This window comes from Burkholderia sp. BCC0097 (assembly GCF_902832985.1).
GTDB classification, from domain to species: domain Bacteria; phylum Pseudomonadota; class Gammaproteobacteria; order Burkholderiales; family Burkholderiaceae; genus Burkholderia; species Burkholderia orbicola.
Genome location: NZ_CADFDM010000011.1, coordinates 148100 through 172747 on the forward strand (window position 1 = coordinate 148100; position 24648 = coordinate 172747).

Genomic DNA, 24648 nt, shown 5'->3' on the forward strand with positions numbered 1-24648 from the left:
GGCAAAGCGGCGCGGCCGGATGCGGCGCGGAGACACGACGATGGCGGCTTTCCTGCATGGCCTGGCACTGCGGTATTTCGTCGAGGTGGCGCGTACCGGCTCGATCAGCGACGCGTCCGCGCGGCTGCACGTGGCCGTGTCGGCGATCAGCCGCCAGATCGCGAAACTGGAGAGCGAGCTCGGCGCGCCGCTGTTCGAGCGGCGCCCGCGCGGGATGGCGTTGTCTGAAGCCGGCGAGCGATTGCTGGCGTTCGCGCAGCGCAGCCTGCTCGAGGCCGAGCACGTGATGAAGGACATCGGCGGGCTCGACGCGCTGCACGGCAGCCTGCTGAAGATCGCGTGCTCGGAAGGGTTCGCGATCGATTTCCTGCCCGGCGTGCTCGCGAGCTTCAAGGCCCGCCACCCGGGCGTCGATTTCACCGTGTGGGTCGTGTCGCCGGCGGACGCGACCCGGCGCGTGCGCGACGGCGATGCGGACATCGCGTTGACCTTCAGCCTCGCGCCTGAGAAGGGCGTGCGCGTCGACCACACCGAGCGCGCGCCGGTCTTTGCGCTGGTCCGGCACGATCATCCGCTCGCGGCGCGCGACGCGGTGTCGCTTGCCGATGTCGCGCGGCACGCGCACGTGCTGCCCGAGGCCGGCACGACGGTGCGCCAGTTGATCGACATCGCATGCGCGCTCGACGGGCTGCTGCTCGAGCCCGAACTGACGAGCAACAATACCGCGGCGATGTACGGCTACGCGCGGCGCACGGGCGCGGTGATGTTCACGGGGCTGTTGTCGGTGCGCGACCGTGCCGATGCAGACGGCTTCGTCGTCGTGCCCGTGACCAACCCGCAACTGCGCGAACGCAGCATCCAGGTACAGACGATGGCGGGGCGCGATCTGCCCGCGTCGGTGCGCGCATTTCGCGACCACCTGATCGACGCGATGCAGGCCGCCTCGCCGCCGCCGACCGTCGCGCGAGGTCCGGGACGCCGGCCCGTGAGATAATCGTCAATCCGCCTTCCGTGCCCATGCGGCTCCTCGAGCCGCATCGCCCCTGTTCGACGCCAAATTGAAGAACCTGATTGTCACCCTCGATCGCGCCGGCGAGTTCGACGAGATCATCGACGTGCGCACGCCGCTCGAGTTCGCCGAGGACCATATCCCCGGCGCGCTGAACGCGCCCGTGCTCAGCAACGAAGAGCGCGTGCTCGTCGGTACGATGTACCGGCAGGTGTCGCCGTACGAGGCAACGCGCGTAGGGGCGGCGATGGTGGCGCGCAACATCGCGCGCCATCTCGACACGACGTTCGCCGACCGGCCGCGCAACTGGCGGCCGCTGATCTACTGCTGGCGCGGCGGCAAGCGCTCGGGCTCGATGACGACCTGGTTCAACCTGATCGGCTGGAAGGCGCGCCAGCTCGACGGCGGCTACAAGGCGTACCGCCAGTCGGTATGCGCGACGCTCGACTCGCTGCCGACACGCTTTCGCTACATCGCGCTCGTCGGCCATACGGGCTGCGGCAAGACGCGCCTGCTGAACGCGCTGCGCGACGTGGGCGCGCAGACGCTCGATCTGGAAGCGCTCGCATGCCATCGCGGCTCGCTGCTCGGCGCGCTGCCGGGCAAGCCGCAACCGGCGCAGAAGGGGTTCGATTCGGGGCTCGTGGAGACGCTCGGTCGTTTCGACCCTCAATGGCCGGTATTCGTGGAGTCGGAAAGCCGCAGGATCGGGCTCGTGCAGTTGCCGATCGCGCTGATCGAAGCGTTTCATGCGGGCCCATGGGTGCAGGTCGAAGCGGCCCACGACGAGCGGATCGCGTTCCTGCTCGACGATTACGCACACCTGTTCGACGAGCCGGATGCGTTCAAGGCACAGCTTCATCGGCTGATCGGCCTGCACAGCCGTGAAGAGGTGACGCGCTGGAAGGGGCTGATCGATGCCGACGCGCGGGCCGATTTGTTCGCCGAACTGATCGACAGGCATTACGATCCCGCCTACGCGCGCACTTACCGCGCGACGTACAACAAGCCGAACCGGGCGCTGACCTTCACGTTCCGGCCCAATGCGGCCGACGTGCGCGAGCAGGCGCGCCGGCTGCTGGCCGAACTCGCGCAGGCCGGGTTGCCCGCTTCGGCCGCGCTCGCCGCTGGCACGACATTCGAAACCGACCAAGATCCATCAACGACCACCACACGATGACGACCACACGCACCCAACCCAGTCCGGCCCTCGGCTGGATGACCTTCCTGCTGATCGCGGTCGCGGGACTGTTCTATGTGAAATGGTTCCCGTACTACAACAAGGCGTTTGTTGCCGCCGAGCACCATTCGATCGGCCAGTCGATCCTGATGGGCACGTCGGCGGCCGCGCCCGAGCCGTCGCTGAAGGCGGCGCTCGACTACGCGTGGGCATACGGCAAGGCGATCTGGCAGGCGATGGTGCTCGGCCTGCTGCTCGGCTCGGCCGTGCAGGCGCTGCTGCCCGCGCACTGGGTGGCGCGCGTGCTCGGCCGCACGGGGTTCGGCAGCGTCGCCGCGGGCGGGCTGCTGTCGCTGCCGGGGATGATGTGCACGTGCTGCGCGGCGCCGGTCGTCGCGGGCCTGCGGGCGCGCCACGCGTCGCCGGGCGGCGCGGTCGCGTTCTGGCTCGGCAACACGGTGCTGAACCCGGCCGCGCTGGTGTTCATGGGCTTCGTGCTCGGCTGGCACTGGAGCGCGCTGCGCCTCGTGCTCGGCATTGCGATGGTGTTCGGGATCGGCTATCTGCTGAACCGCATCGCACGTCCTGAGGACCGCAGCATCGACGATGCGCAGCTCGCCGCGCTGGCGGCCGAGCAGGCCGCGGCCGGCAATCCGTTCGTCCGCTGGATGAAACTGCTTGCGCGCATGGCCGTGCGGCTCGTGCCCGAATACATCGTGCTCGTGCTGCTGCTCGGCGCCGCGCGCGCGTGGCTGTTTCCGCATATCGGCCCGGACATCGGCAATCACCTCGGCTGGATCGTCGCGTTCGCGGTCGCGGGCATGCTGTTCGTGATCCCGACGGCCGGCGAGGTGCCGATCATCCAGGCGATGCTGTCGCTCGGCATGGGCGTCGGCCCGGCCGCCGCGCTGCTGATGACGCTGCCGCCGATCAGCGTGCCGTCGCTCGCGATGCTCGCGCGTTCGTTCAAGCCTTACATGCTGGCTATCGTCGCGACGCTCGTCGTCGTGTTCGGGATCGTGAGCGGCTTGCTCGCGATCACGTTCGGGTTCTGACGACGCGGGCGACACGCCGGCTCGGCGCAATCGTCGTATTCGTATTCATCCGGCGCCGCCGCTTCACGTGTGCGGCGCCCTTTACAAGAAGCAAACAGGAAAACGCATGACCCAACCGAAGATTCATCCTCGACTCGAAAAGGCGCTGACGCGCGGCGATCTCGCGATCCGCCAGGCCAATTCCGCGCGGGCGACTGCCGTGCTGCAGGCACTCGGCACGATGATCATCGAGGCCTCCGCAACGATCGGTGTCGAGGCCAGCATCGACATTCCGCAAGGCGATCGCATTTACGATCCGGTCAACGGACTGTGGCCGCAGAAGATGCTGGTGTCGTTCGACGGCCCGGTGGACGAAGCCGACAAGGAAGAACTGCGCACGGTCTATCTGGTGGCCGACGATCCGGGTACGCAATTCCGCGTCGAATGGCATCGCGCGGACGGCAAGCTCGGCCGCCAGGAAGGCGGTCCGCTCGCGACCGTCGCGTTCCTGACCGACGTTGAAATTCCGTGGAGCGACGACGACGAGTAACGTCGTCGCATGAAGCCGGCGCCCGGTGTCCGGCGCGCCGGCCGTCAGCGCATCATCCGCCGCCGGAACAGCCACGCGGACAGCAGGAATCCGCCGACCGCGTAGCCGGCGAGCACCGCGACGTGCAGCGCGATGTCGGTCGCCGGCCGGCCGAGCATCGCGGGCCGGATCAGTTCGACCGCATTCGCGAGCGGCAGCGCCTGCGCCGCATGCTGCGCAAGCGGCGGCAATTGCGTGATCGGGAAGAACACGCCTGACAGCAGCAGCATCGGCGTCAGCACGAGCGTCTGATAGAACATGAAGAAATCGTAGGACGGCGCGAGCGCCGTGACGATCATCGCGATGCTGGCGAACGCGAGGCCGGCCAGCGCGATCACCGGCAGCGCGGCCAGCATCGACGGAAACTGCGCGTAGCCGAGTCCGCCCGCGACGAGCATGATCGCGCCGCCCGACAGCAGCGCCTTGCTGGCTGCCCACACGATCTCGCCGAGCACGATGTCGCCGAGCGCGAGCGGCGTATGCATGATCGCTTCCCACGTGCGCTGCACGTGCATCCGCGAGAAACCCGAATACATCGACTCGAAGCTCGCGGACATCATCACGCTCGAGCCGACCGTGCCGGCCGCGAGGAACGCGATATACGACACGCCGTCGACATGGCCGAGCATCAGCCCGAGCCCGAAACCCAGCCCGAACAGATAGATCATCGGATCGGCGAGATTGCCGAACATCGACGCGAGCGCGAGCTTGCGCCACACAAGGTAGTTGCGCCGCCAGACGGCGATCCAGTTGCTTGCGTTCGCCGGCATCGCGATCGCGAAGCGCGACTCGCGCGGCGGGGCCGACGGCGTGGTGGCGGAATAGTTGCGAACGTCCATGGTCGATCAGTCCTGCATCTCGCGGCCCGTGAGCCGCAGGAACACATCCTCCAGATTGGCCGGGCGATGCAGATAGCGCAACCCCGGGCGGCCCTTGAGTCGTGCGGTGAGCGGTTCGGGGTCGATCACATAGCAGAACAGCGTCTCGCCGCTGATCTCGGTGTGCTTCGCGAATGCCGACAACTCGTCACGCAGCGCGGCCGGATCCGGCCCGTAGATCTCGATCACGTCGCAGCCGATCTCCGATTCGATCAATGCATGCGGCGCGCCTTCGGCGATCTTGCGGCCTTCCTCGATCACGCACAGCCGATCGCACAGGCGCTCGGCTTCTTCCATGAAATGCGTGGTGATCAGGATGGTCTTGCCGCGCGCGAGCAGCGAACGCAGTCGTTCCCACATCAGGTGCCGCGCCTGCGGATCGAGGCCGGTCGTGGGCTCGTCGAGCACCAGCACATCGGGATCGTTGACGAGCGCGCGGGCGAGCGTGAGGCGCCGCTTCATGCCGCCTGACAACTCGCCGACCTTCGCGTCGGCCTTGTTTTCCAGCTTCGCGAATTCGAGCAGCGGCGGCACGAGCGCGCGTGCCGCCTGCGTCGACATTCCGAAATAGCGGCTGAACACGAGCAGGTTTTCACGAACCGTGAAGTCGGGGTCGAGGTTGTCGAACTGCGGGACGACGCCGACCCGCTGGCGTGCGTGTCGCGCACGCGATGGAACCGGTTCGCCGCACAGCGAAATGGTGCCTGCATCGGGATGCGCGAGGCCGAGCAGCATCTTCAGCGTCGTGGTCTTGCCGGCGCCGTTCGGCCCGAGCAGGCCATAGCATTCGCCGGCCTTCACGTTGAAGGACAGACCGTTGACGACGAGCTTGTCGCCATAGCGCTTTTCGACGTTGCGTAAATCGATCGGTGCGACGGACATGGGCGTGTTGTCGTTGTAAGCGGGCGCGTTCCGCTGCTCGGTGCGTGGCCGGTGTGCGAACGGATCGTGCGAATGCGTGTCACACGGGCATGGCCGAAGCATACGACGCCGGCACGCGGCGGCCCGCTGGCGATGGAACGGGCCATTCTAGTGCATCGGCCGCCTCGCTTCAGGGCATGCCTGCACGGTGCGATGCAAGTGCGCGCCGATCGTGCACCGCATCATCGCGCACGCGCCGCACGGGGCGAATCAGCGTTTTCCATCCCTTGCGTCCTGAATTGCGGCGCACCATGATGAATGCGTAGGGTTCGTTGTCGCGATAGGGAGGCTTCATGGCTAGCTACAACAAGATTTTGCTGTGTTACGACGGCACGCTCGAAGGGCGCAAGGCGCTGCGTTACGGCGCTAATCTCGCAATGGACCTCAAGGCCGAAACGCATTTGCTGTCGGTCGTCGACATGCGTTCGAGCATTGCGCAAAGCGCGGGTTTGCTGACCGATGTCGCCTGCGGCCGCTTCGAGGAGACCGCGCGTGAAATCCTGCAGGAAGGCGTGAACTGGCTGCGCGAGCGCGGCGTCCAGGCCGAAGGCCATTTCGCGTTCGGTTACCCGATCGACGAAATCGCGAATCTTGCGTCGGAACTGAAGGTCGATCTCGTCGTCGTCGGCCACCGGTGCCGCAGCGGATTGTCGAGATGGTGGATGGGGTCGGGCAATACGCAACTGCTCGATCGCGTGAACTGCAGCATTCTGGTCGCGTGTTCGTCGGCGGAAGAGCAGAAGGCCGAAATCGCGCGCGAGCGCGAAGCGGCCATGGCGAACGGCCAATGATCTAAAGGCTGGATGACCGCCTGGCCGGCGATGCGTGCCGGTCAGGCATCGCACTGCATCGGCAGTGCGCAGGTCGAGCGCGGCCTGCTAGGCATGCAGGTCGATCCCGGACAATTTCCACGAGAACAGCCCGAAGCGGTGGAAGATCGCCGCATAGCGCGTGCCATCGGTGCTGCGCTGATACGTGACGACGAATTCATCGACATTTCGGTAGCCCGCGCTGGTTTGCTGCTGGTGCGGCGCTGGTGTTGCGTCGTTCGGGCCGCCCGGTGTGGCGGGCGCGGGGGCCGGCGACGATGCCGCCGAAGCGGCCGCGTTGCCGCCCGGTACGCCGGCGCTTGCCGGCGCCGGACTGGCGGGCGGTGCGGCAGGCGGGTTGCCGGGTGCATTGCCCGCTGGCGGCTGATTCGACCACTCAGGCGGACGCTCGCCAGGATTGCCGCGTGGCGGCAATCCACTCATCAGCGCGGCGACGCCTTCCGGGGTCGCGTACGCGTCGACCAGCGGGCCGATCAGCGCGGACCCGATCAGCGCGCCAAGCACCGCGAACGGATTGTTCTTCTTTACTGCATCGATCCGGCGCATCAACTCTTCCGTGACCTGCTGCTTCAGGCTGATGCGCAGCGACGGAAAGTCGACGTACTCGCTGATCGCCTGCGCATCGCGCGCATCGATCGCCGATTTCAGGCGACCGAGCGCGACATACGGCGACGCGTACGCATAGCCGAGCGCCGCAACGAGCGCGACGACCAGCGCGGCGATCAGCAGGGACTTGAGTCGCCATGCGCGGTGCGACGATCCAGTCACGTTGCCTCCGGTGCGGGAAGGTTCCGCAATCAGAGACCGCCCGGCGTGGCCGATCGTTCCTCTGCGATGCAGTGATCGATCATCCGGCACACGGCATCGATCGTGCCCACCATGATCAGGCGCGACCGACCGTGATAGACACGCACCGGCGCGCGGCGCGCGGGCTCCGCGTGATTGAGACCGGCGTTCAGCGAGACCCGCGCGAACGCGGGGAGCGCTGACGGCAGCAGGGACGCCTGCCGTTCGACTGCGACTTCTTCTTGCACTGGCGCCGCCGCGGACAGCGGTGCGCAGGGCGTGCGGCCGCGCAGATGACGCAGGCGACCGAATTGACGGAAAGGCAGCAGGCGGGCAAGGCGTTCCATGATGTTCTCCTGGCGAGACGGAATGTCAGAGTTCGCCCGATCGGATCAGCCCGACGGCGATGCCTTCCAGCGCGAAATCCGCGCTGCCGGCCTTGACGAAGATGTTTTCGTAATCCGGGTTCTCCGCGATCAGCTCGAGGCCGCCGGGCCGGCGCATCAGGCGCTTGACCGTGACGTCGTCGCCGAGACGCGCGACGATGATCTGGCCGTCCTTCGCTTCCGTGCGCTTCTGCACGGCGAGGAGGTCGCCGTCGAGAATGCCGGCGTCGCGCATCGACAGGCCGCGCACCTTCAGCAGATAGTCGGGCTTGCTGGTGAACAGCGCGGGATCGCACGCGTAGTGCTGCGAGATGTGCTCCTGCGCGAGGATCGGGCTACCGGCCGCGACGCGGCCGACGAGCGGCAGCGACAGTTGCATCAGGCCGGCATGCGGCAGCGTGAACTGGTGCGGGGCGTCGTCGATGCCGAGCAGCCGGATGCCGCGCGATGCGCCGGCGGCCAGCTCGATCACGCCCTTGCGAGCCAGCGCGCGCAGGTGCTCCTCGGCCGCATTCGGCGAGCTGAAGCCCAGTTCGGCCGCGATCTCGGCACGGGTGGGCGGGAATCCGGAGCGCTCGATCGCGCGACGGATCAAGTCGAACACTTGCTGCTGACGGGCGGTGAGTTTGGTCATGGCTCAACTGTATGGATAGACAGTGAGCTGTATTTTTATACAGTACTTGGCGAATTTCAAGTGTTACTTGAGGTTCGACGCGATCGCGGCGGTTCCGGCGTGATTTCGCGACGTCCTGACGCCGGTTCGTCCGTCACAACCGTCCATCCCGTCTGCGTTAGCACTTTTGAGTATTAAAAAATAAGGAACGATTATTTTTAATCATGTAACCCGTTCGATAGACTGGCCCGACATCGCAATACCGACAACACTGGAGAACCAAGGATGGCGAAGCGCAATACGGGGCTGGTGGGCGGAGTGGGCCGCCTGATCGCAACACTCGCGCTGGGCGCGGCGGCGGCGCTGGGCGTCGCGACGCATGCCCAGGCCGATACGACTTTTCTGAACGTGTCGTACGACCCGACGCGCGAGCTGTATCAGGATTTCAACCAGGCGTTCGGCAAGGAGTGGAAGGCGAAGACGGGCGAAACCGTCAACTTCAAGCAGTCGCACGGCGGCTCGGGCGCGCAGGCGCGCTCGGTGCTCGACGGCCTGCAGGCGGACGTCGTCACGCTGGCGCTGGCGTATGACATCGACGCGCTCGCGAACAAGGGGCTCGTGAACAAGGATTGGCAGAAGCGCCTGCCCGACAACGCATCGCCGTACACGTCGACGATCGTGTTCCTGGTGCGCAAGGGCAACCCGAAGGGGATCAAGGACTGGGACGACCTGACCAAGCCGGGCATCTCGATCGTCACGCCGAACCCGAAGACCTCGGGCGGCGCACGCTGGAACTACCTGGCCGCATGGGCCTACGCGCAGCACAAGCCGGGCGGCAACGAGCAGACGGCGAAGGAATTCGTCACGAAGCTCTACAAGAACGCAGGCGTGCTCGATTCGGGCGCGCGGGGCGCGACGACCAGCTTCGTGCAGCGCGGCATCGGCGACGTGCTGATCGCCTGGGAAAACGAGGCGTTCCTGTCGGTCAAGGAATTCGGTACCGACAAGTTCGAGATCGTCGTGCCGTCGGTGAGCATCCTGGCCGAGCCGCCCGTCGCGGTGGTCGACAAGGTGGTCGACAAGAAGGGCACGCGCAAGCTGGCCGAGGCCTACCTGAACTACCTGTACAGCCCGCAGGGCCAGGAAATCGCGGCGCGCAACTACTACCGGCCGCGCTCGAAGAACGTGCCGGCGGAGCTGACCAAGCAGTTCCCGAAGCTGAAGCTGTACACGGTCGACGACACGTTCGGCGGCTGGACGAATGCGCAGAAGACGCATTTCGCGGACGGCGGCGTGTTCGATTCGATCTACAAGCCGCAGTAACGCACGCAGTCACACCATAACGACAAGCGGCGCGCCACGACAGCGCGCCGCATCCCCGACGGGCCGCCGGCGCGATTCACTGCGCCGGCGTTTGCGTCGGACCCGTGAGCAGCATCGACCCAGCAAGAGCATCCGATGACGACGTACACCTTTCGCAAACCGAGCGCGCTGCCCGGTTTCGGCGTGACACTCGGCATCACGGTGGCCTATTTGAGCCTCGTGGTGCTGATTCCGCTCGCCGCCACGTTCCTGAAGACCGCGACGCTGTCGTGGGACCAGTTCGTCACCGCCGTCACGTCGCCGCGCGTGCTCGCGTCGTACCGGCTGACGTTCTCGGCCGCGCTCGGCGGCGCGCTGATCAATGCCGTGTTCGGCTTCCTCGTCGCCTGGGTGCTGGTGCGCTACACGTTCCCGTTCAAGCGCCTCGTCGACGCGGTCGTCGACCTGCCGTTCGCGCTGCCGACGTCGGTGGCCGGCATCTCGCTCGCGGCCGTCTACGCGACCAACGGCTGGGTCGGCCAGTATCTGGCGCCGCTCGGCATCAAGATCGCGTTCACGCCGGCCGGCGTGCTGGTCGCGCTGACCTTCATCGGGCTGCCGTTCGTCGTGCGCACCGTGCAGCCGGTGCTCGAGGATTTCGAGCGCGAGCAGGAAGAAGCCGCCGCGTGCCTCGGCGCGTCGCGCTGGCTGACGTTCCGCCGCGTCGTGCTGCCGGCCGTGCTGCCGGCGCTGCTGACCGGTTTCGCGCTCGCGTTCGCGCGCGCGCTCGGCGAATACGGCTCGGTGATCTTCATCGCCGGCAACGTGCCGATGAAATCCGAGATCACGTCGCTGCTGATCATCACGAAGCTCGAGCAGTACGACTACGCGGGCGCGACCGCGCTGGCGGTCGTGATGCTGGTCGTGTCGTTCCTGATGCTGCTGCTGATCAACACGCTGCAGTGGTATCTGCAGCGTCGTACGAGCAAGGGCGCGAGCGGTCCGGCGCCCGCCACCGTCACCGCCGCTGCCGCCGCAGGAGGCCAGTAATGACCCAGGAGGCCACCGTCGTGCTGAAAACCCCGTCGCCGGCCGCCCGTGCCGCGAAGCGGCTCGACCCCGTCAGCGAGTCGCGCGTCGTGCGCTGGCTGCTCACGGGCATCGCGCTGGCGTTCCTCGCGTTCTTCCTCGTCGTGCCGCTCGCCGCGGTGTTCGTCGAGGCGCTGCGCAAGGGCATCGGCTTCTATCTCGAATCACTGGCCGATCCCGATGCATGGTCGGCGATCAAGCTGACGCTGACCGTCGCCGTGATCGCCGTGCCGCTGAACCTCGTGTTCGGCGTGTGCGCATCGTGGGCGATCGCGAAGTTCGAATTCCGCGGCAAGGCGCTGCTGACGACGCTGATCGACCTGCCGTTCTCGGTGTCGCCGGTGATCTCGGGCCTCGTGTACGTGCTGCTGTTCGGCGCGCAGGGCTGGTTCGGGCCGTGGCTGCAGGATCACGACGTGCAGATCATCTTCGCGGTGCCGGGCATCGTGCTCGCGACGATCTTCGTCACGTTCCCGTTCGTCGCGCGCGAGCTGATCCCGCTGATGCAGGCGCAAGGCACCGACGAGGAAGAAGCCGCGCGCGTGCTCGGCGCGTCGGGCTGGCAGATCTTCCGCCGCGTGACGCTGCCGAACGTGAAGTGGGGCCTGCTGTACGGCGTGATCCTGTGCAATGCGCGCGCGATGGGCGAGTTCGGCGCGGTATCGGTCGTGTCCGGCCATATCCGCGGTGTGACCGACACGATGCCGCTGCACGTGGAGATCCTGTACAACGAATACAACTTCGCGGCGGCGTTCGCGGTGGCGTCGGTGCTGGCGCTGCTCGCGCTCGTCACGCTCGCGCTGAAGCTGATCGCCGAGCGTCATCTGGCGGCCGAACTGGCCGACGCGCACGACGCCGTCCCCGCACATGCCGGCCCTGTCGGCGCCGTTTCGTCGAAATCGTAAAGAGGCAACCAGAATGGGTATCACCGTCCGTAACCTTCAGAAGCGCTTCGGCGATTTCACGGCGCTCGACAACGTCTCGCTCGACTTCCCGCCCGGCGAACTGGTCGCGCTGCTCGGGCCGTCCGGCTGCGGCAAGACGACGCTGCTGCGCGTGATCGCGGGCCTCGAGCACGCGGACGCCGGCCAGGTCGTGCTGCAGGGACTCGACGTCGCGTCGGTCGGCGCGCGCGACCGCCAGGTCGGCTTCGTGTTCCAGCACTACGCGCTGTTCCGCCACATGACCGTGTTCGAGAACGTCGCGTTCGGGCTGCGCGTGAAGCCGCGCCGCGAGCGGCCGTCGGAAGCCGTGATTCGCGAGAAGGTGCATGAGCTGCTCAAGCTGGTGCAGCTCGACTGGCTCGCGCAGCGCTATCCGTCCGAGCTGTCGGGCGGCCAGCGCCAGCGCATCGCGCTCGCCCGCGCGCTCGCGGTCGAGCCGAAGGTGCTGTTGCTCGACGAACCGTTCGGCGCACTCGACGCGAAGGTCCGCAAGGAATTGCGCAGCTGGCTGCGTCGTTTGCACGACGACCTGCACATCTCGACGATCTTCGTCACGCACGACCAGGAAGAGGCGCTCGAAGTGGCCGATCGCATCGTCGTGCTGAATCGCGGCCACGTCGAGCAGGTCGGCAGCCCGCAGGACGTCTACGATCATCCGCAAAGCGCGTTCGTGTACGAGTTCCTCGGCGCGGCGAACCGGCTGCCGGGCACGGTTGCCGGACGCGGCTTCGTCGCCGAGGGTGCAGCTGCGCCGATCGAGGTCGACGCCGATTTCGCGGGCCCCGCGAACGCGTACGTACGGCCGCACGATCTGCAGCTGTGGCCGGCGGGCGAAGGGCATCGCGACGGCATCGCGGTGGACGTGCGGCGCGTGATTCCGCTCGGCGGTTCGGTGCGCGTGGAGCTCGAGGCGCGCGCGGGCGGCGCGCTCGAGGCGGAACTCGACCGCGACGCATGGCGGGCGCTGTCGCTGCAGGTCGGCGATGGCGCGACGGCCGTGCCGCGCGCCGTGCGGGTGTTTCCCGCGCGTTGACGAGACGACGCAGGGCAGAGGGCGGGATTCGCTCCGATTGAACAATCAAACAACGACAGCCTAAGAGGCATACCCATGAATTTTCAGCAATTGCGGTTCGTGCGCGAAGCGGTGCGCCAGAACATGAACCTGACGGAAGTCGCGAACGTGCTGTACACGTCGCAGTCGGGCGTGTCGAAACAGATCAAGGATCTGGAAGATGAGCTGGGCGTCGACATCTTCATTCGGCGCGGCAAGCGGCTGACGGGGCTCACGGAGCCCGGCAAGGCGGTGCACCAGCTGATCGAGCGGATGCTGCTCGACGCCGAGAACCTGCGCCGCGTCGCGCGCCAGTTCGCCGATCAGGACAGCGGCCACCTCGTCGTCGCGACGACGCACACGCAGGCGCGCTACGCGTTGCCGAAGGTGATCCGGCAGTTCACCGAGGTGTTCCCGAAGGTGCATCTCGCGCTGCGCCAGGGCAGCCCGCAGCAGATCGCGCAGATGATCCTGAACGGCGAGGCCGATCTGGGCATCTCGACCGAGGCGCTCGATCGCTATCCGGACATCGTCACGTTCCCGTGCTATTCGTGGCACCACACGGTCGTCGTGCCGAAGGGCCATCCGCTCGTCGGCCGCGCGAACCTGACGCTCGAGGAAATCGCCGAGTACCCGATCATCACGTACGACCAGGACTTCACGGGCCGTTCGCACATCGACCAGGCGTTCACGCAGGCGGGCGCCGTGCCCGACGTCGTGCTGACCGCGATCGACGCGGACGTGATCAAGACCTACGTCGAACTCGGGATGGGGATCGGCGTGGTCGCGGCGATGGCTTACGATCCGCAGCGCGACACGGGGCTCGTCGCGCTCGATACGCAACACCTGTTCGAGGCGAGCACGACGCGGGTCGGGCTGCGCAAGGGTGCGTTCCTGCGTGCGTATGCGTACCGGCTGATCGAAATGTTCGCGCCGCACCTGAATGAAGCGGAAATCGCGGGGCTGTTGCGCGAAGCCGTTTGACCGGTGCACGTCGCGCGCCGTCCGGGCCGTTGCAGCGGACGGCGCGACTTGCACCACGTGTGCGTTGCCGCATGCGGCACCGGGCGGCGGCAGGGGCTTGCCGCCATCACGGCTGAAGCATCCGCCGAGCGATAACACGCCGGGTGCGTCGCGTCAGGCGACGCTCGCCCCTGTTTCCAGCCAACAGAAAAACAAGAACAACCTGCGACGCCGAGCCTCGGCGCGGAACGCACAATCTGCAGTCGTCCTCGTTCACAAGGCTGCGCGTTCAAATCGCCGGTTCCGTCACAGTCGACGACATATCGCGACGGCGACCGCGGCCGCGCTTCGTGCCGATCGTCGACGCGATCACGCTATCCGGCACGACCCGCATCATCACCGGCAAGCCGCCTGCGAAGCATTTCGACCATCCGCCGTCGGCGTCGCGAGTGTCGTATTTGCGCGTCGTGAAGCGCGCCCGCGCGCTCCGAATAAACCCTTAAATATTGATCAGACAGGTTGCGCGCCGAACCGAATCGGTACAGCATAGCCTTCACTCCGCCGGCGTCCCGCCGGCGGTGGCGCGTCAACGACAGCACGCGCCAGGCAGTCGGCCGTCTGCCTCGCTTCCATTCCGTGGTACCGACAGCAGCATCGATGGCCATTGTCCGGGTAGTGTGACGCAAACGTTTGCTCACATTAAAACAACAGTCGAATAACAATCTGGCCTCCGGGCCAGTCGCCAGGAGATGTGTATGAATGTCCGCTTTCGCCGTCGCTTCCTGACCGTCGCGCTCGCCGCCGTCGCGGTGGCCGCCGCACCGGCCGTCCACGCGCAATCCGCGGCCAAGCCCAAGGTCGCGCTCGTGATGAAGTCGCTCGCCAACGAGTTCTTCCTGACCATGGAAACGGGCGCGAAGGAATATCAGAAACACAACGCGAACCAGTTCGATCTGATCACCAACGGCATCAAGGACGAGACCGACACCGCGAACCAGATCCGCATCGTCGAGCAGATGATCGTCTCGAAGGTCGATGCGATCGTGCTCGCGCCGGCCGATTCGAAGGCGCTCGTGCCGGTCGTGAAGAAGGCCGTGGACGCCGGCATCGTCGTCGTGAACATCGACAACCGGCTCGATCCCGACGTGCTGAAGTCGAAGAACCTGAACGTGCCGTTCGTCGGCCCGGACAACCGCAAGGGCGCGCGCAAGATCGGCGATTACCTCGCGAAGCGGCTGAAGGCGGGCGATCAGGTCGGCATCGTCGAAGGCGTGTCGACGACGACCAACGCGCAGCAGCGCACGGCCGGCTTCCAGGACGCGATGAAGGCGGGCGGGATGAAGGTCGTGTCGGTGCAGTCGGGCGAATGGGAGATCGACAAGGGCAATGCGGTAGCCGCCGCGATGCTCAACGAATACCCGAACCTGAAGGCGCTGCTGTGCGGCAACGACAACATGGCGATCGGCGCCGTGTCGGCCGTGCGCGCGGCCGGCAAGCAGGGCAAGGTGCTCGTGGTCGGCTACGACAACATCAACGCGATCAAGCCGATGCTGAAGGACGGCCGCGTGCTCGCGACCGCGGATCAGTACGCGGCGAAGCAGGCCGTGTTCGGCATCGACACGGCGCTCAAGGCGATCGCCGAGCATCGCAAGCAGGCCGACATGTCCGGCGTGGTCGAGACGCCGGTGGATCTCGTGACGAAGTAACGCCGCACCGGTCCGGCCGCCACCCTCAAGAATCCGGCGCGGCGGCCGTTATCCGGTGTGAGCGCGATCACGGCCACTGCATGCACATGCACTAGTGAGCGTCATACCCGCGCGCCCCGTGCGCGCGGCCGCAACCAGGATCGCGATGGAACCGACCTTCCAACCCTCCCGTTCAGCCCATCCCGTGCTGTCCGTATCCGGCATCGGCAAGACCTATGCCGAACCCGTCCTCGCCGACGTCACGCTGACGCTCGACGCGGGCCAGGCGCTCGCGCTGACGGGCGAGAACGGCGCCGGCAAGAGCACGCTGTCGAAAATCATCGGCGGGCTCGTCGACCCGACCACCGGCACGATGCAACTCGGCGGTGAGGCGTACGCGCCGGCGAGCCGCACGCAGGCCGAGGCGCTCGGCGTGCGCATGGTGATGCAGGAGCTGAACCTGCTGCCGACGCTGAGCGTTGCCGAAAACCTGTTCCTGAACCGCCTGCCGCGGCGCTTCGGGATCATTGATCGCGCGCGGCTGCGCGACGACGCGCGCGCCGCGATGGCGCAGGTCGGGCTCGACGCGGTCGATCCCGATACACCGGTCGGCGCGCTCGGCATCGGCCACCAGCAGATGGTCGAGATCGCGCGCAACCTGATCGGCGACTGTCGCGTGCTGATTCTCGACGAGCCGACCGCGATGCTGACCGCACGCGAAGTCGAACTGCTGTTCGAGCAGATCGACCGGCTGAAGGCGCGCGGCGTCGCGATCGTCTACATCTCGCACCGGCTCGAAGAGCTCGCGCGCGTCGCCGAGCGCGTCGCGGTGCTGCGCGACGGCCGGCTCGTGCACGTGGGCGACATGGCGGCGACGACGTCCGACGGGCTCGTCACGCTGATGGTCGGGCGCGAGATCGGCGAGCACATCGATCTCGGCGAGCGCCGTTTCGGCGCGCCGCGGCTCGCGGTGTCGGGCCTCACGCGCGGCACGGCGGTGCGCGACGTGTCGCTCGAGGTGCGCGCGGGCGAGATCTTCGGCATCTCGGGGCTGATCGGCGCGGGACGCACCGAGCTGCTGCGGCTGATCTACGGTGCGGATACACCGGATGCCGGAACGATCTCGGTCGGCCAGCCGCTGAAGCCGGCGCGCATCGCGTCGCCCGTCGAGGCGGTGAAGCTGGGCATCGCGCTGATCACCGAGGATCGCAAGGGCGAGGGGCTGCTGCTGTCGCAGTCGATCACCGCGAACGTGTCGCTCGGCCAACTCGACCGGCTCGCGCGCGGCGGCATCGTCGATTCCACACGCGAAACGGCGCTCGCCGAGCAGCAGATCGATGCGCTGCGGATACGGGCGCACGGGGCTGCGCAGCCCGTCGGCGAGCTGTCGGGCGGCAACCAGCAGAAGGTCGTGATCGGCCGCTGGCTCGCGCGCGACATGGGCGTGCTGCTGTTCGACGAGCCGACGCGCGGGATCGACGTCGGCGCCAAATTCGAGATCTACACTTTGATGGGCGCGCTCGCGCGCGAAGGCCGCGCGCTCGTGGTCGTATCGAGCGACCTGCGCGAGCTGATGCTGATCTGCGACCGAATCGGCGTGATGTCGGCCGGGCGCATGACCGCCGTGTTCGAGCGCGGCAACTGGACCCAGGATGCGCTGCTGGCCGCGGCGTTCGCCGGCTTCGGCCGCGAGACGCCGGCGGCCGCCATGCAGCATCCGGACGCGGGGCAGGCGCGCGGCGCCGCTCCGGGCACTTCGACGACAGGACCACAGCAATGACCCAGCCTCCCGTATCTCCGACCGACGCAGGCGCGCAGCAGGACGTGACGGGGCGCCGCGCGCGCACGCTGTCCGGCACACGACTCGGCCTGTCGAACTATCTCGGGCTGGCCGGCGCGCTGGCCGCGATGATCGCGCTGTTCTCGGTGCTGAGCTCGCATTTCCTGACCTACGACACGTTCAGCACGATCGCGAACCAGATTCCCGATCTCGTCGTGATGTCGGTCGGGATGACCTTCGTGCTGATCATCGCCGGGATCGACCTGTCGGTCGGCTCGGTGCTCGCGCTCGCCGCGTCGATGGTCAGCGTTGCCGCGCTGAAATGGCAGTGGGGGCCGCTGCCGGCCGCGCTGATCGGGATCGCGGTCGCGACCGCGACGGGCGCGCTGACGGGCGCGGTCACGGTGGGCTGGCGGATTCCGTCGTTCATCGTGTCGCTCGGCGTGCTGGAGGCCGCGCGCGGCCTCGCGTACCAGCTGACGAATTCGCGCACCGCCTATATCGGCGACGCGTTCGATTTCCTGTCGAACCCGATCGCGCTGGGCATTTCGCCGGCGTTCCTGATCGCGGTCGCGGTGATGATCGCGGCCCAGTTCGTGCTCACGCGCACGGTGTTCGGGCGCTATCTGGTCGGGATCGGCACGAACGAGGAAGCGGTGCGGCTTGCCGGGGTTAACCCGAGGCCGTATAAAATCCTCGTATTCGCGCTGATGGGCGCGCTCGCGGGGCTCGCGTCGCTGTTCCAGATTTCGCGGCTCGAGGCGGCCGATCCGAACGCGGGCGCGGGCCTCGAACTGCAGGTGATCGCCGCCGTCGTGATCGGCGGCACGAGCCTGATGGGCGGGCGCGGTTCGGTGATCAGCACGTTCTTCGGCGTGTTGATCATCTCCGTGCTGGCCGCGGGGCTGGCGCAGATCGGTGCGAACGAGCCGACGAAGCGGATCATCACGGGTGCGGTGATCGTGGTGGCGGTCGTGCTCGATACGTATCGCAGCCGGCGTACGCGCGTGCGGTAAAAAGACAGACAGAACAGACCAGAGAGAAACGGGAAATGGCGACGATCAAGGATGTGGCGGCCATGGCGGGCGTGTCGTTTACGACCGTCTCGCACGTGGTGAACAATTCGCGGCCGGTGTCCGCGGATGTGCGTGCGAAGGTCGAGGGCGCGATCCGCGAGCTGAATTACGTGCCGTCGGCCGTGGCGCGCTCGCTGAAGGCGCGGGCGACGGCGACGATCGGCCTCGTCGTGCCGAACAGCACGAATCCGTACTTCGCCGAGCTTGCGCGCGGCATCGAGGATCAGTGCGCGGCCAACGGCTATTGCGTGTTCTTCTGCAATTCGGACGACGATCCCGTGAAGCAGCGCAACTACCTGCGCGTGCTGCAGGAAAAGCGCATCGACGGGCTGATCGTCGCGTCGGCGGGCGAGGATGCGGTGCTCGCGCAGACGCTCGCGGATATCCATGCACCGCTCGTCGTGGTCGACCGCAACATCGAGGGGCTCGCGGCCGATCTCGTGCAGATCGACCACGAGCGCGGCGCGTACCTGGCGACGCGTCACCTGCTCGAACTCGGGCACGCGAAGATCGGCTGCATCACCGGGCCGACCGACACCGCCGTCAGCGCGATGCGTGTGCACGGCTTCATCCGCGCGATGGCCGAGCGCGGCGTCGACATCGTGCCGGGCGCGATCGCCGAAAGCGATTTCTCGTGCCTGGGCGGTTATCACGCGGCGTCGCGGCTGTTCGAATCGGTGCGGCCGAGCGCGATTTTCGCGGGCAACGACCTGATGGGCGTCGGCGCGCTGCGCGCGGCGGCCGAGCGCGGGATGCGCGTGCCCGACGACTGCTCGATCATCGGTTTCGACGACATCGAATTTTCCCGCTACACGTATCCGGCGCTGTCGACGGTCGGCCAGTCGGTGCGCGCGCTCGGCGAAATGGCCGCGCAGACGCTGATCGAGCGGATCGGCGGCGGTTCGAGCGCCGTGCCGAGCCGCCGTCGCGTCGTGTCGCCGCGCCTCGTGCTGCGCGAATCGACGGCGATCTACCGCGAGCCGGCCGCGCCGGGCGCTCGCGCATGACGGCGGCTGTAACGGGCGCCGGCCGCGTGACGGTGGTCGGCAGCCTCAACATGGATCTCGTCGTGCGGGCGCCGCGGCTGCCGCTGCCGGGCGAAACGCTCGCTGGGCACGCATTCGCGCAGGCCGCGGGCGGCAAGGGCGGCAACCAGGCCGTCGCCGCCGCCCGGCTCGGCGCGCAGGTCGCGATGATCGGCTGCGTTGGCGCGGATGCGCACGGCGCGGCACTGCGCGCGGGTCTCGAGGCCGAGGGAATCGACTGTGCGGGGCTCGCGACGAGCGCGTCGGCGTCGACCGGCGTCGCGCTGATCGTCGTCGACGATGGGAGCCAGAACGCGATCGTGATCGTCGCGGGGGGCAACGGCGAGGTCACGACCGACACGATCGCGCGGCACGAGGCCGCGCTGGCGGCGGCCGACGTGCTGATCTGCCAGCTCGAGACGCCGCCGGACACGGTGTTCGCGGCGCTGTCGGCCGGACGCCGGCTCGGCCGCACGGTGGTGCTCAATCCGGCCCCGGCCGTCGCGCCGCTGCCGGACGGCTGGCTGCCGCTCGTCGATTACCTGATCCCGAACGAGGTCGAGGCGGCCGCGCTGACCGGGCTGCCCGTGCGTGATCCGGCCGAAGCCGAAGTCGCCGCGCGGGCGCTCCAGGCCGGCGGCGCGCGCAACGTGCTGGTGACGCTCGGCGCGCGCGGCGTGCTCGCGTTGACGGCCGACGGCACCGCGCGGCACTATCCGGCGCCAATCGTGCAGGCCGTCGACACGACGGCCGCCGGCGACACCTTCATCGGCGGCTTTTCCGCACGGCTCGCGGCCGGCGCGGACGTCGACACGGCCATCCGCTTCGCGCAACGCGCGGCGGCGCTGTCGGTCACACGCGCAGGCGCTCAGCCGTCGATCCCGACGCGCTCCGAACTGGCCGATCAGGCCTGACCCCCAGGATCGCGGTTCCGTCTCGTGGCCGGTTCGCCGCACGAGACGGCTGGCCGACGTCGCCGGCCGCACCTCGCCGGCCGCACTGCCTGAACCTCCCGGTGCCTGGCCGGTCTTTTCCTTCCGTTGTCGAACTGGCCCGAATTCACGCCATTTTGTTCATGAATTTGTAATGTTCAGACTAATAATTCGAAAAAATGGTCTGAAATCCGTCAAGTTGTGCGTCGCGCGGTCGTAAATAAGTCAAGCGAAGCAATGCTTCGAGCCAACGGGCCCGGCCCGTTCATGACGACGCAACACAGGATGGATGATGGTGTTCAGGAACCTGACGATTCGTGCGCGCATCGGTTTGACGATGGCGTTTCTGGCGGTACTGCTGGGTGTCACCGGCGTGCTCGGTCTGTACGGGATGACGCGCGCGAACGATTCGACGCGCGAGATTTTCACGAACCAGATGCCGAGCGCGGTCAACGTGGCGGCCGCGGAAGTATTCGCCGCGCGCGAGCGCCTCGCACTCGACCGTGCGGCGCTGCTGGTCGGCACGCCCGACTCCGCGGCCGCCATCGAGCGCAGCCGCGCGATGCGCGGGCAGTCCGACGCATGGTGGCAGAAATACCTTGCGCTGCCGCGCGGCGCGGAGGAAGACCGGCTCGCACAGGACGTCGCCGCCAGGCGCAAGGCGCTGCAGGACAGTTGCGACGCGTTCGCGAGTGCGGTCGGGACCGGCGATCACGACCGGATCGGCGACGGCGCGAAGCAGCTTCAGGCACGTTATAACGAACTGGCCGTGGCCAGCGAAGGGCTGCGCAACTTCCAGTTCACCGATGCACAGGCCGGCTTCAATCGGGCGGAATCGGTATTCGAGACGATGCGCGTGCTGTCGATCGTGGTGCTGCTGGCCGGTATCGGCGCCGCGATGCTGTCGTGGCTGACGCTGAGCCGCGCGATCGGCCGCCCGATCGCCGACGCGCTGTCGCATTTCGACGCGATCGCCGCGGGCGACCTGCGCCGGCCGATCGTCGTGGACCGGCGCGACGAGATGGGCCAGATGCTGGAAGGCCTCGCGAGGATGCAGCGCGGGCTCGTCGACACGGTGCGCACCGTGCGCGGCGGCAGCGAGTCGATCGCGACCGCGGCCCGCCAGATCGCGGCCGGTAACATCGACCTGTCGTCGCGCACCGAGGAACAGGCCGCGGCGCTGCAGGAAACCGCGTCGAGCATGGAGCAGCTGACGGGCACCGTGAAGCAGAATGCCGACAATGCGCGCCAGGCAAGCTCGCTGGCCGCGAATGCATCCGACATTGCAAACAAGGGCAATACGGTGGTCGGCCAGGTGGTCGGCACGATGGGCGAAATCAACGACAGCTCGGCGAAAATCGCCGACATCATCGCGATCATCGAGGGAATCGCGTTCCAGACCAACATTCTTGCGCTGAATGCGGCCGTCGAAGCCGCGCGGGCGGGCGAGGAAGGCCGCGGCTTCGCGGTGGTCGCCGGCGAAGTGCGCAGCCTCGCGCAGCGTTCGTCCAGCGCGGCGAAGGAAATCAAGGCGCTGATCGACGCGTCGGTGGAGCGTATCCGGACGGGCTCGACGCTGGTCGACGAAGCAGGGCGCACGATGAGCGACGTGATCGGCGCGGTCCAGCGCGTGACCGACATCATGGGCGAGATCGCGGCGGCCTCCGAGGAGCAGAGCAGCGGGATCGACCAGGTCGCGCGCGCGGTCGCGCAGATGGACGAGGTCACGCAGCAGAATGCCGCGCTCGTCGAGGAGGCCGCGGCCGCCGCGCAGTCGCTCGAGGAACAGGCGGCCCGCCTGCGCGAAACGGCGGCGGTATTCCAGCTCGACGACGAAGCAGCACGCGCGGGCGCCGTAGTTGCGGTTCGTCAAGCGCCGCGCGCGCCTTCCGCGCCGGCCGCGGCGCCTGCAGCACCGGCTGCGGCGCGAGTCGAACGCGACGCCCCGCCGAAGCGCGCACCCGTAGTCCCGACGCCGGCGCGCAAGCCCGCTGCCGCATCGGCTGCCCCCGCACCGGTAGCCGCGACCGCAGGCGGCGACGACTGGGAGACGTTCTGATCTTCAGGCACTGCGTATCTATCCCCATTTGGTGACGAATGACGCCCGCGATCCGCGGGCGTCGTCGTTTCCGCGATGGACGAAATGTGACAGCGCGGACGACTCATCGTGCATCGTCACCTGCGTCGCGCACCGACGCAGACGCGAGGGACGCGCTGCGTGCACGTCATGTTCCCGCGTTCGTCGTACGGGTATGTCCGTAAGGGACTGCGAAAAAAATTTGTAACGGTGCGCACGGCGTGTCATCGCGCGCGGCCGCTCGAACGTATAGGGATGAGGGGAGGAAGTGACGACGTCGGAGATGTCCAACGCACGAGACGTTTCGATGTTCGACGAGACGCGGCGGATGCAGTTTGTGCGGCTCGGGAGGTCGATTGTAAAACGACGAAATGCGTTGTCCAAGCGGTGTTGTCGAGAATGACGAACTTCATACGAAGAGTTCGTGAAAAAAAATAAGAAAGGGTTTAGGATGAATTCGAACGCGCTTGCTTCTGCGCAGTCATACGAAGGCAGGCACGTCTTCAGACTCAGGCGAGGGAGGTAGCATGGATATTTACAGCAGCTTCGCGAACCGCTTCGAAAAAACGCGAGAGGAAGAGCTCTCGCTGGAGGAGTATCTCGCGCTCTGCAAGAACGATCCATCCGCGTACGCGACGGCTGGTGAACGCATGCTGGAAGCAATCGGGGAACCTGAACAGATCGATACCCGCAACGACCCGCGCTTGTCGCGGATCTTCGCGAACAAGGTCATCAAGGTGTATCCGGCATTCCGTGAGTTCTACGGAATGGAGGAGGTGATCGAGCAGGTGGTCGCGTATTTCCGCCACGCTGCGCAAGGTCTTGAAGAGAAGAAGCAGATCCTCTATCTGCTGGGCCCGGTGGGCGGCGGCAAGTCATCGATCGCCGAGCGCCTGAAGCAGCTGATGGAGCGCGTGCCGTTCTATTCGCTGAAGGGTTCGCCCGTCAACGAATCGCCGCTCGGGCTGTTCGACTACGACGAGGATGGTCCGATCCTCGAGGAACAGTACGGCATTCCGCGCCGCTACCTGAAGAGCATCCTGAGTCCGTGGGCCGTCAAGCGCCTGCACGAATACAACGGCGACATCCGCCAGTTCCGCGTGGTGCGCCGCTTTCCGTCGATTCTGCGGCAGGTCGGCATCGCAAAGACGGAGCCGGGCGACGAGAACAATCAGGACATCTCGTCGCTGGTCGGCAAGGTCGATATCCGCAAGCTCGAACAGTATGCGCAGGACGATGCCGACGCATACAGCTACTCGGGCGGCCTGTGCCTGGCGAACCAGGGCCTGCTCGAATTCGTCGAAATGTTCAAGGCGCCGATCAAGGTACTGCACCCGCTGCTGACCGCCACGCAGGAAGGCAACTTCAAGGGTACCGAAGGTTTCGGCGCGATTCCGTTCGACGGCGTGATTCTGGCGCACTCGAACGAGTCGGAGTGGAAGGCGTTCCGCAACAACCGCAACAACGAGGCACTGCTCGACCGGATCTTCGTCGTGAAGGTGCCGTACTGCCTGCGCGTGTCGGAAGAGATCAAGATCTACGAGAAGCTGATCCGCAATTCGTCGCTCGCCGAGGCCGTATGCGCGCCGGGCACGCTGAAGATGATGTCGCAGTTCTCGGTGCTGTCGCGCCTGCACGAGCCGGAGAATTCGAGCCTGTTCTCGAAGATGCAGGTGTACGACGGCGAAAACCTGAAGGACACCGATCCGAAGGCGAAGTCGTACCAGGAGTATCGCGACTACGCGGGCGTGGACGAAGGGATGACCGGCGTGTCGACCCGCTTCGCGTTCAAGATCCTGTCGCGCGTGTTCAACTTCGATACGAGCGAGGTCGCGGCGAACCCGGTGCACCTGATGTACGTGCTCGAACAGCAGATCGAACGCGAGCAGTTCCCGCCGGAAACGGAGCAGAAGTACCTGTCGTTCGTGAAGGACGTGCTCGCGTCGCGCTACGCGGAGTTCATCGGCAAGGAGATCCAGACCGCGTATCTCGAGTCGTATTCGGAATACGGTCAGAACATCTTCGATCGCTACGTCACGTATGCGGACTTCTGGATCCAGGATCAGGAATTCCGCGATCACGATACCGGCGAGAGCTTCGACCGCGCCGCGCTGAACGCGGAGCTGGAGAAGATCGAGAAGCCGGCCGGGATCAGCAATCCGAAGGATTTCCGCAACGAGATCGTGAACTTCGTGTTGCGCGCGCGGGCGGCGAACGCCGGCAAGAACCCGGTGTGGACGAGCTACGAGAAGTTGCGGGTCGTGATCGAGAAGAAGATGTTCTCGAATACCGAGGAACTGTTGCCGGTCATTTCGTTCAACGCGAAGGGTTCGGCGGAGGAGCAGCGCAAGCATGAGGACTTTGTGAACCGGATGGTCGCGAAGGGCTATACGCCGAAGCAGGTGAGGCTCCTTTGCGACTGGTACCTGCGCGTGCGCAAGTCGTCATGACACGCGCGGTATCGCGCCCGTACGGCGAGTCCGTACGGGCGCTTTCAG

The 24648-nt window shown here is 66.8% G+C and carries 23 protein-coding genes and 1 pseudogene; 19 read left to right on the forward strand and 5 right to left on the reverse strand.

Going from position 1 to position 24648, the window contains the following annotated elements:
• Positions 1 to 40 precede the first annotated feature (40 nt).
• The 4 genes from HWX07_RS31255 (at position 41) to HWX07_RS31270 (ending at position 3773) form a co-directional block, all read left to right on the forward strand.
• The gene (locus HWX07_RS31255; protein ID WP_175878933.1) at positions 41 to 994 is read left to right on the forward strand and encodes a LysR substrate-binding domain-containing protein; all 954 of its coding nucleotides are present in this window, start codon (positions 41 to 43) and stop codon (positions 992 to 994) included.
• 64 nt (positions 995 to 1058) lie between these two features.
• Positions 1059 to 2189: a tRNA 2-selenouridine(34) synthase MnmH gene (gene mnmH / locus HWX07_RS31260; RefSeq protein WP_175878934.1), complete on the forward strand. Its 1131-nt coding sequence runs from the start codon at positions 1059 to 1061 to the stop codon at positions 2187 to 2189.
• Complete coding sequence (locus HWX07_RS31265) at positions 2186 to 3244, forward strand: permease (RefSeq protein WP_175878935.1); 1059 nt, start codon at positions 2186 to 2188, stop codon at positions 3242 to 3244. The genes mnmH and HWX07_RS31265 overlap by 4 nt, the downstream gene beginning before the upstream one ends.
• A gap of 106 nt (positions 3245 to 3350) precedes the next feature.
• A complete protein-coding gene (locus HWX07_RS31270; protein WP_006484198.1) occupies positions 3351 to 3773 on the forward strand; it encodes a hypothetical protein in 423 nt (140 codons plus the stop codon).
• A gap of 44 nt (positions 3774 to 3817) precedes the next feature.
• Here HWX07_RS31270 and HWX07_RS31275 read toward each other — a convergent pair whose 3' ends face one another.
• The gene (locus tag HWX07_RS31275) at positions 3818 to 4651 is read right to left on the reverse strand and encodes an ABC transporter permease (RefSeq protein ID WP_027807385.1); all 834 of its coding nucleotides are present in this window, start codon (positions 4649 to 4651) and stop codon (positions 3818 to 3820) included.
• Positions 4652 to 4657: 6 nt separating this feature from the next.
• Positions 4658 to 5572 carry a nodulation factor ABC transporter ATP-binding protein NodI gene (gene nodI / locus HWX07_RS31280; RefSeq protein ID WP_175878936.1) on the reverse strand — a complete coding sequence of 305 codons (915 nt, stop codon included), beginning with the start codon at positions 5570 to 5572 and terminating at the stop codon, positions 4658 to 4660.
• Between the two features lie 332 nt (positions 5573 to 5904).
• On the opposite strand from nodI, the gene HWX07_RS31285 reads away from it, so the two are divergent.
• Positions 5905 to 6402 (forward strand): universal stress protein, encoded by a 498-nt coding sequence (locus tag HWX07_RS31285; RefSeq protein ID WP_175878937.1) that lies wholly within the window; start codon positions 5905 to 5907, stop codon positions 6400 to 6402.
• 87 nt (positions 6403 to 6489) lie between these two features.
• On the opposite strand, the gene HWX07_RS31290 is transcribed toward HWX07_RS31285, so the two are convergent.
• The 3 genes from HWX07_RS31290 to lexA are packed head-to-tail and all read right to left on the reverse strand — an operon-like array spanning position 6490 to position 8247.
• Positions 6490 to 7209 (reverse strand): DUF2939 domain-containing protein, encoded by a 720-nt coding sequence (locus tag HWX07_RS31290; protein WP_175878938.1) that lies wholly within the window; start codon positions 7207 to 7209, stop codon positions 6490 to 6492.
• A 29-nt stretch (positions 7210 to 7238) separates the two neighbouring features.
• A complete protein-coding gene (locus tag HWX07_RS31295; RefSeq protein ID WP_011351892.1) occupies positions 7239 to 7574 on the reverse strand; it encodes a hypothetical protein in 336 nt (111 codons plus the stop codon).
• Positions 7575 to 7599: 25 nt separating this feature from the next.
• Positions 7600 to 8247 carry a transcriptional repressor LexA gene (gene lexA, locus HWX07_RS31300; protein WP_006476077.1) on the reverse strand — a complete coding sequence of 216 codons (648 nt, stop codon included), beginning with the start codon at positions 8245 to 8247 and terminating at the stop codon, positions 7600 to 7602.
• Here lexA and HWX07_RS37280 point away from each other — a divergent pair.
• The 14 genes and pseudogenes from HWX07_RS37280 to HWX07_RS31365 all read left to right on the forward strand — a co-directional run.
• Positions 8218 to 8343 (forward strand): annotated as a pseudogene (locus HWX07_RS37280) (sodium:proton symporter); the annotation flags it as partial. The gene lexA and the pseudogene HWX07_RS37280 sit on opposite strands and share 30 nt — an antisense overlap.
• 168 nt (positions 8344 to 8511) lie before the next feature.
• A complete protein-coding gene (locus HWX07_RS31305; RefSeq protein WP_011545345.1) occupies positions 8512 to 9549 on the forward strand; it encodes a sulfate ABC transporter substrate-binding protein in 1038 nt (345 codons plus the stop codon).
• A 135-nt stretch (positions 9550 to 9684) separates the two neighbouring features.
• On the forward strand, positions 9685 to 10578 hold the full coding sequence (gene cysT / locus HWX07_RS31310; protein ID WP_069232603.1) for a sulfate ABC transporter permease subunit CysT: 894 nt from the start codon (positions 9685 to 9687) through the stop codon (positions 10576 to 10578).
• A complete protein-coding gene (gene cysW, locus HWX07_RS31315) occupies positions 10578 to 11522 on the forward strand; it encodes a sulfate ABC transporter permease subunit CysW (protein WP_124462062.1) in 945 nt (314 codons plus the stop codon). The genes cysT and cysW overlap by 1 nt, the downstream gene beginning before the upstream one ends.
• Positions 11523 to 11535: 13 nt before the next feature.
• Complete coding sequence (locus HWX07_RS31320) at positions 11536 to 12594, forward strand: sulfate ABC transporter ATP-binding protein (protein WP_175878939.1); 1059 nt, start codon at positions 11536 to 11538, stop codon at positions 12592 to 12594.
• Positions 12595 to 12669: 75 nt separating this feature from the next.
• Positions 12670 to 13596, forward strand: a complete 927-nt coding sequence (locus HWX07_RS31325) for a CysB family HTH-type transcriptional regulator (protein ID WP_027807388.1) — start codon at positions 12670 to 12672, stop codon at positions 13594 to 13596.
• Between the two features lie 329 nt (positions 13597 to 13925).
• Positions 13926 to 14078 carry a hypothetical protein gene (locus HWX07_RS31330; RefSeq protein WP_175878940.1) on the forward strand — a complete coding sequence of 51 codons (153 nt, stop codon included), beginning with the start codon at positions 13926 to 13928 and terminating at the stop codon, positions 14076 to 14078.
• 252 nt (positions 14079 to 14330) lie between these two features.
• Positions 14331 to 15281 carry a sugar ABC transporter substrate-binding protein gene (locus HWX07_RS31335; protein ID WP_124701056.1) on the forward strand — a complete coding sequence of 317 codons (951 nt, stop codon included), beginning with the start codon at positions 14331 to 14333 and terminating at the stop codon, positions 15279 to 15281.
• Between the two features lie 145 nt (positions 15282 to 15426).
• Positions 15427 to 17040, forward strand: a complete 1614-nt coding sequence (locus tag HWX07_RS31340; RefSeq protein WP_175878941.1) for a sugar ABC transporter ATP-binding protein — start codon at positions 15427 to 15429, stop codon at positions 17038 to 17040.
• Complete coding sequence (locus HWX07_RS31345) at positions 17037 to 18056, forward strand: ABC transporter permease (protein WP_006476069.1); 1020 nt, start codon at positions 17037 to 17039, stop codon at positions 18054 to 18056. Before HWX07_RS31340 ends, HWX07_RS31345 begins: the two co-directional genes overlap by 4 nt.
• Before the next feature lie 35 nt (positions 18057 to 18091).
• On the forward strand, positions 18092 to 19123 hold the full coding sequence (locus HWX07_RS31350; protein ID WP_011545351.1) for a LacI family DNA-binding transcriptional regulator: 1032 nt from the start codon (positions 18092 to 18094) through the stop codon (positions 19121 to 19123).
• Positions 19120 to 20055, forward strand: coding sequence for a ribokinase (gene rbsK / locus HWX07_RS31355; RefSeq protein WP_175878942.1), 936 nt, complete (start codon positions 19120 to 19122; stop codon positions 20053 to 20055). The genes HWX07_RS31350 and rbsK overlap by 4 nt, the downstream gene beginning before the upstream one ends.
• A gap of 310 nt (positions 20056 to 20365) precedes the next feature.
• Positions 20366 to 22132, forward strand: coding sequence for a methyl-accepting chemotaxis protein (locus tag HWX07_RS31360; RefSeq protein WP_175878943.1), 1767 nt, complete (start codon positions 20366 to 20368; stop codon positions 22130 to 22132).
• A 545-nt stretch (positions 22133 to 22677) separates the two neighbouring features.
• Positions 22678 to 24600: a PrkA family serine protein kinase gene (locus HWX07_RS31365; protein WP_006476065.1), complete on the forward strand. Its 1923-nt coding sequence runs from the start codon at positions 22678 to 22680 to the stop codon at positions 24598 to 24600.
• Positions 24601 to 24648: the final 48 nt, after the last annotated feature.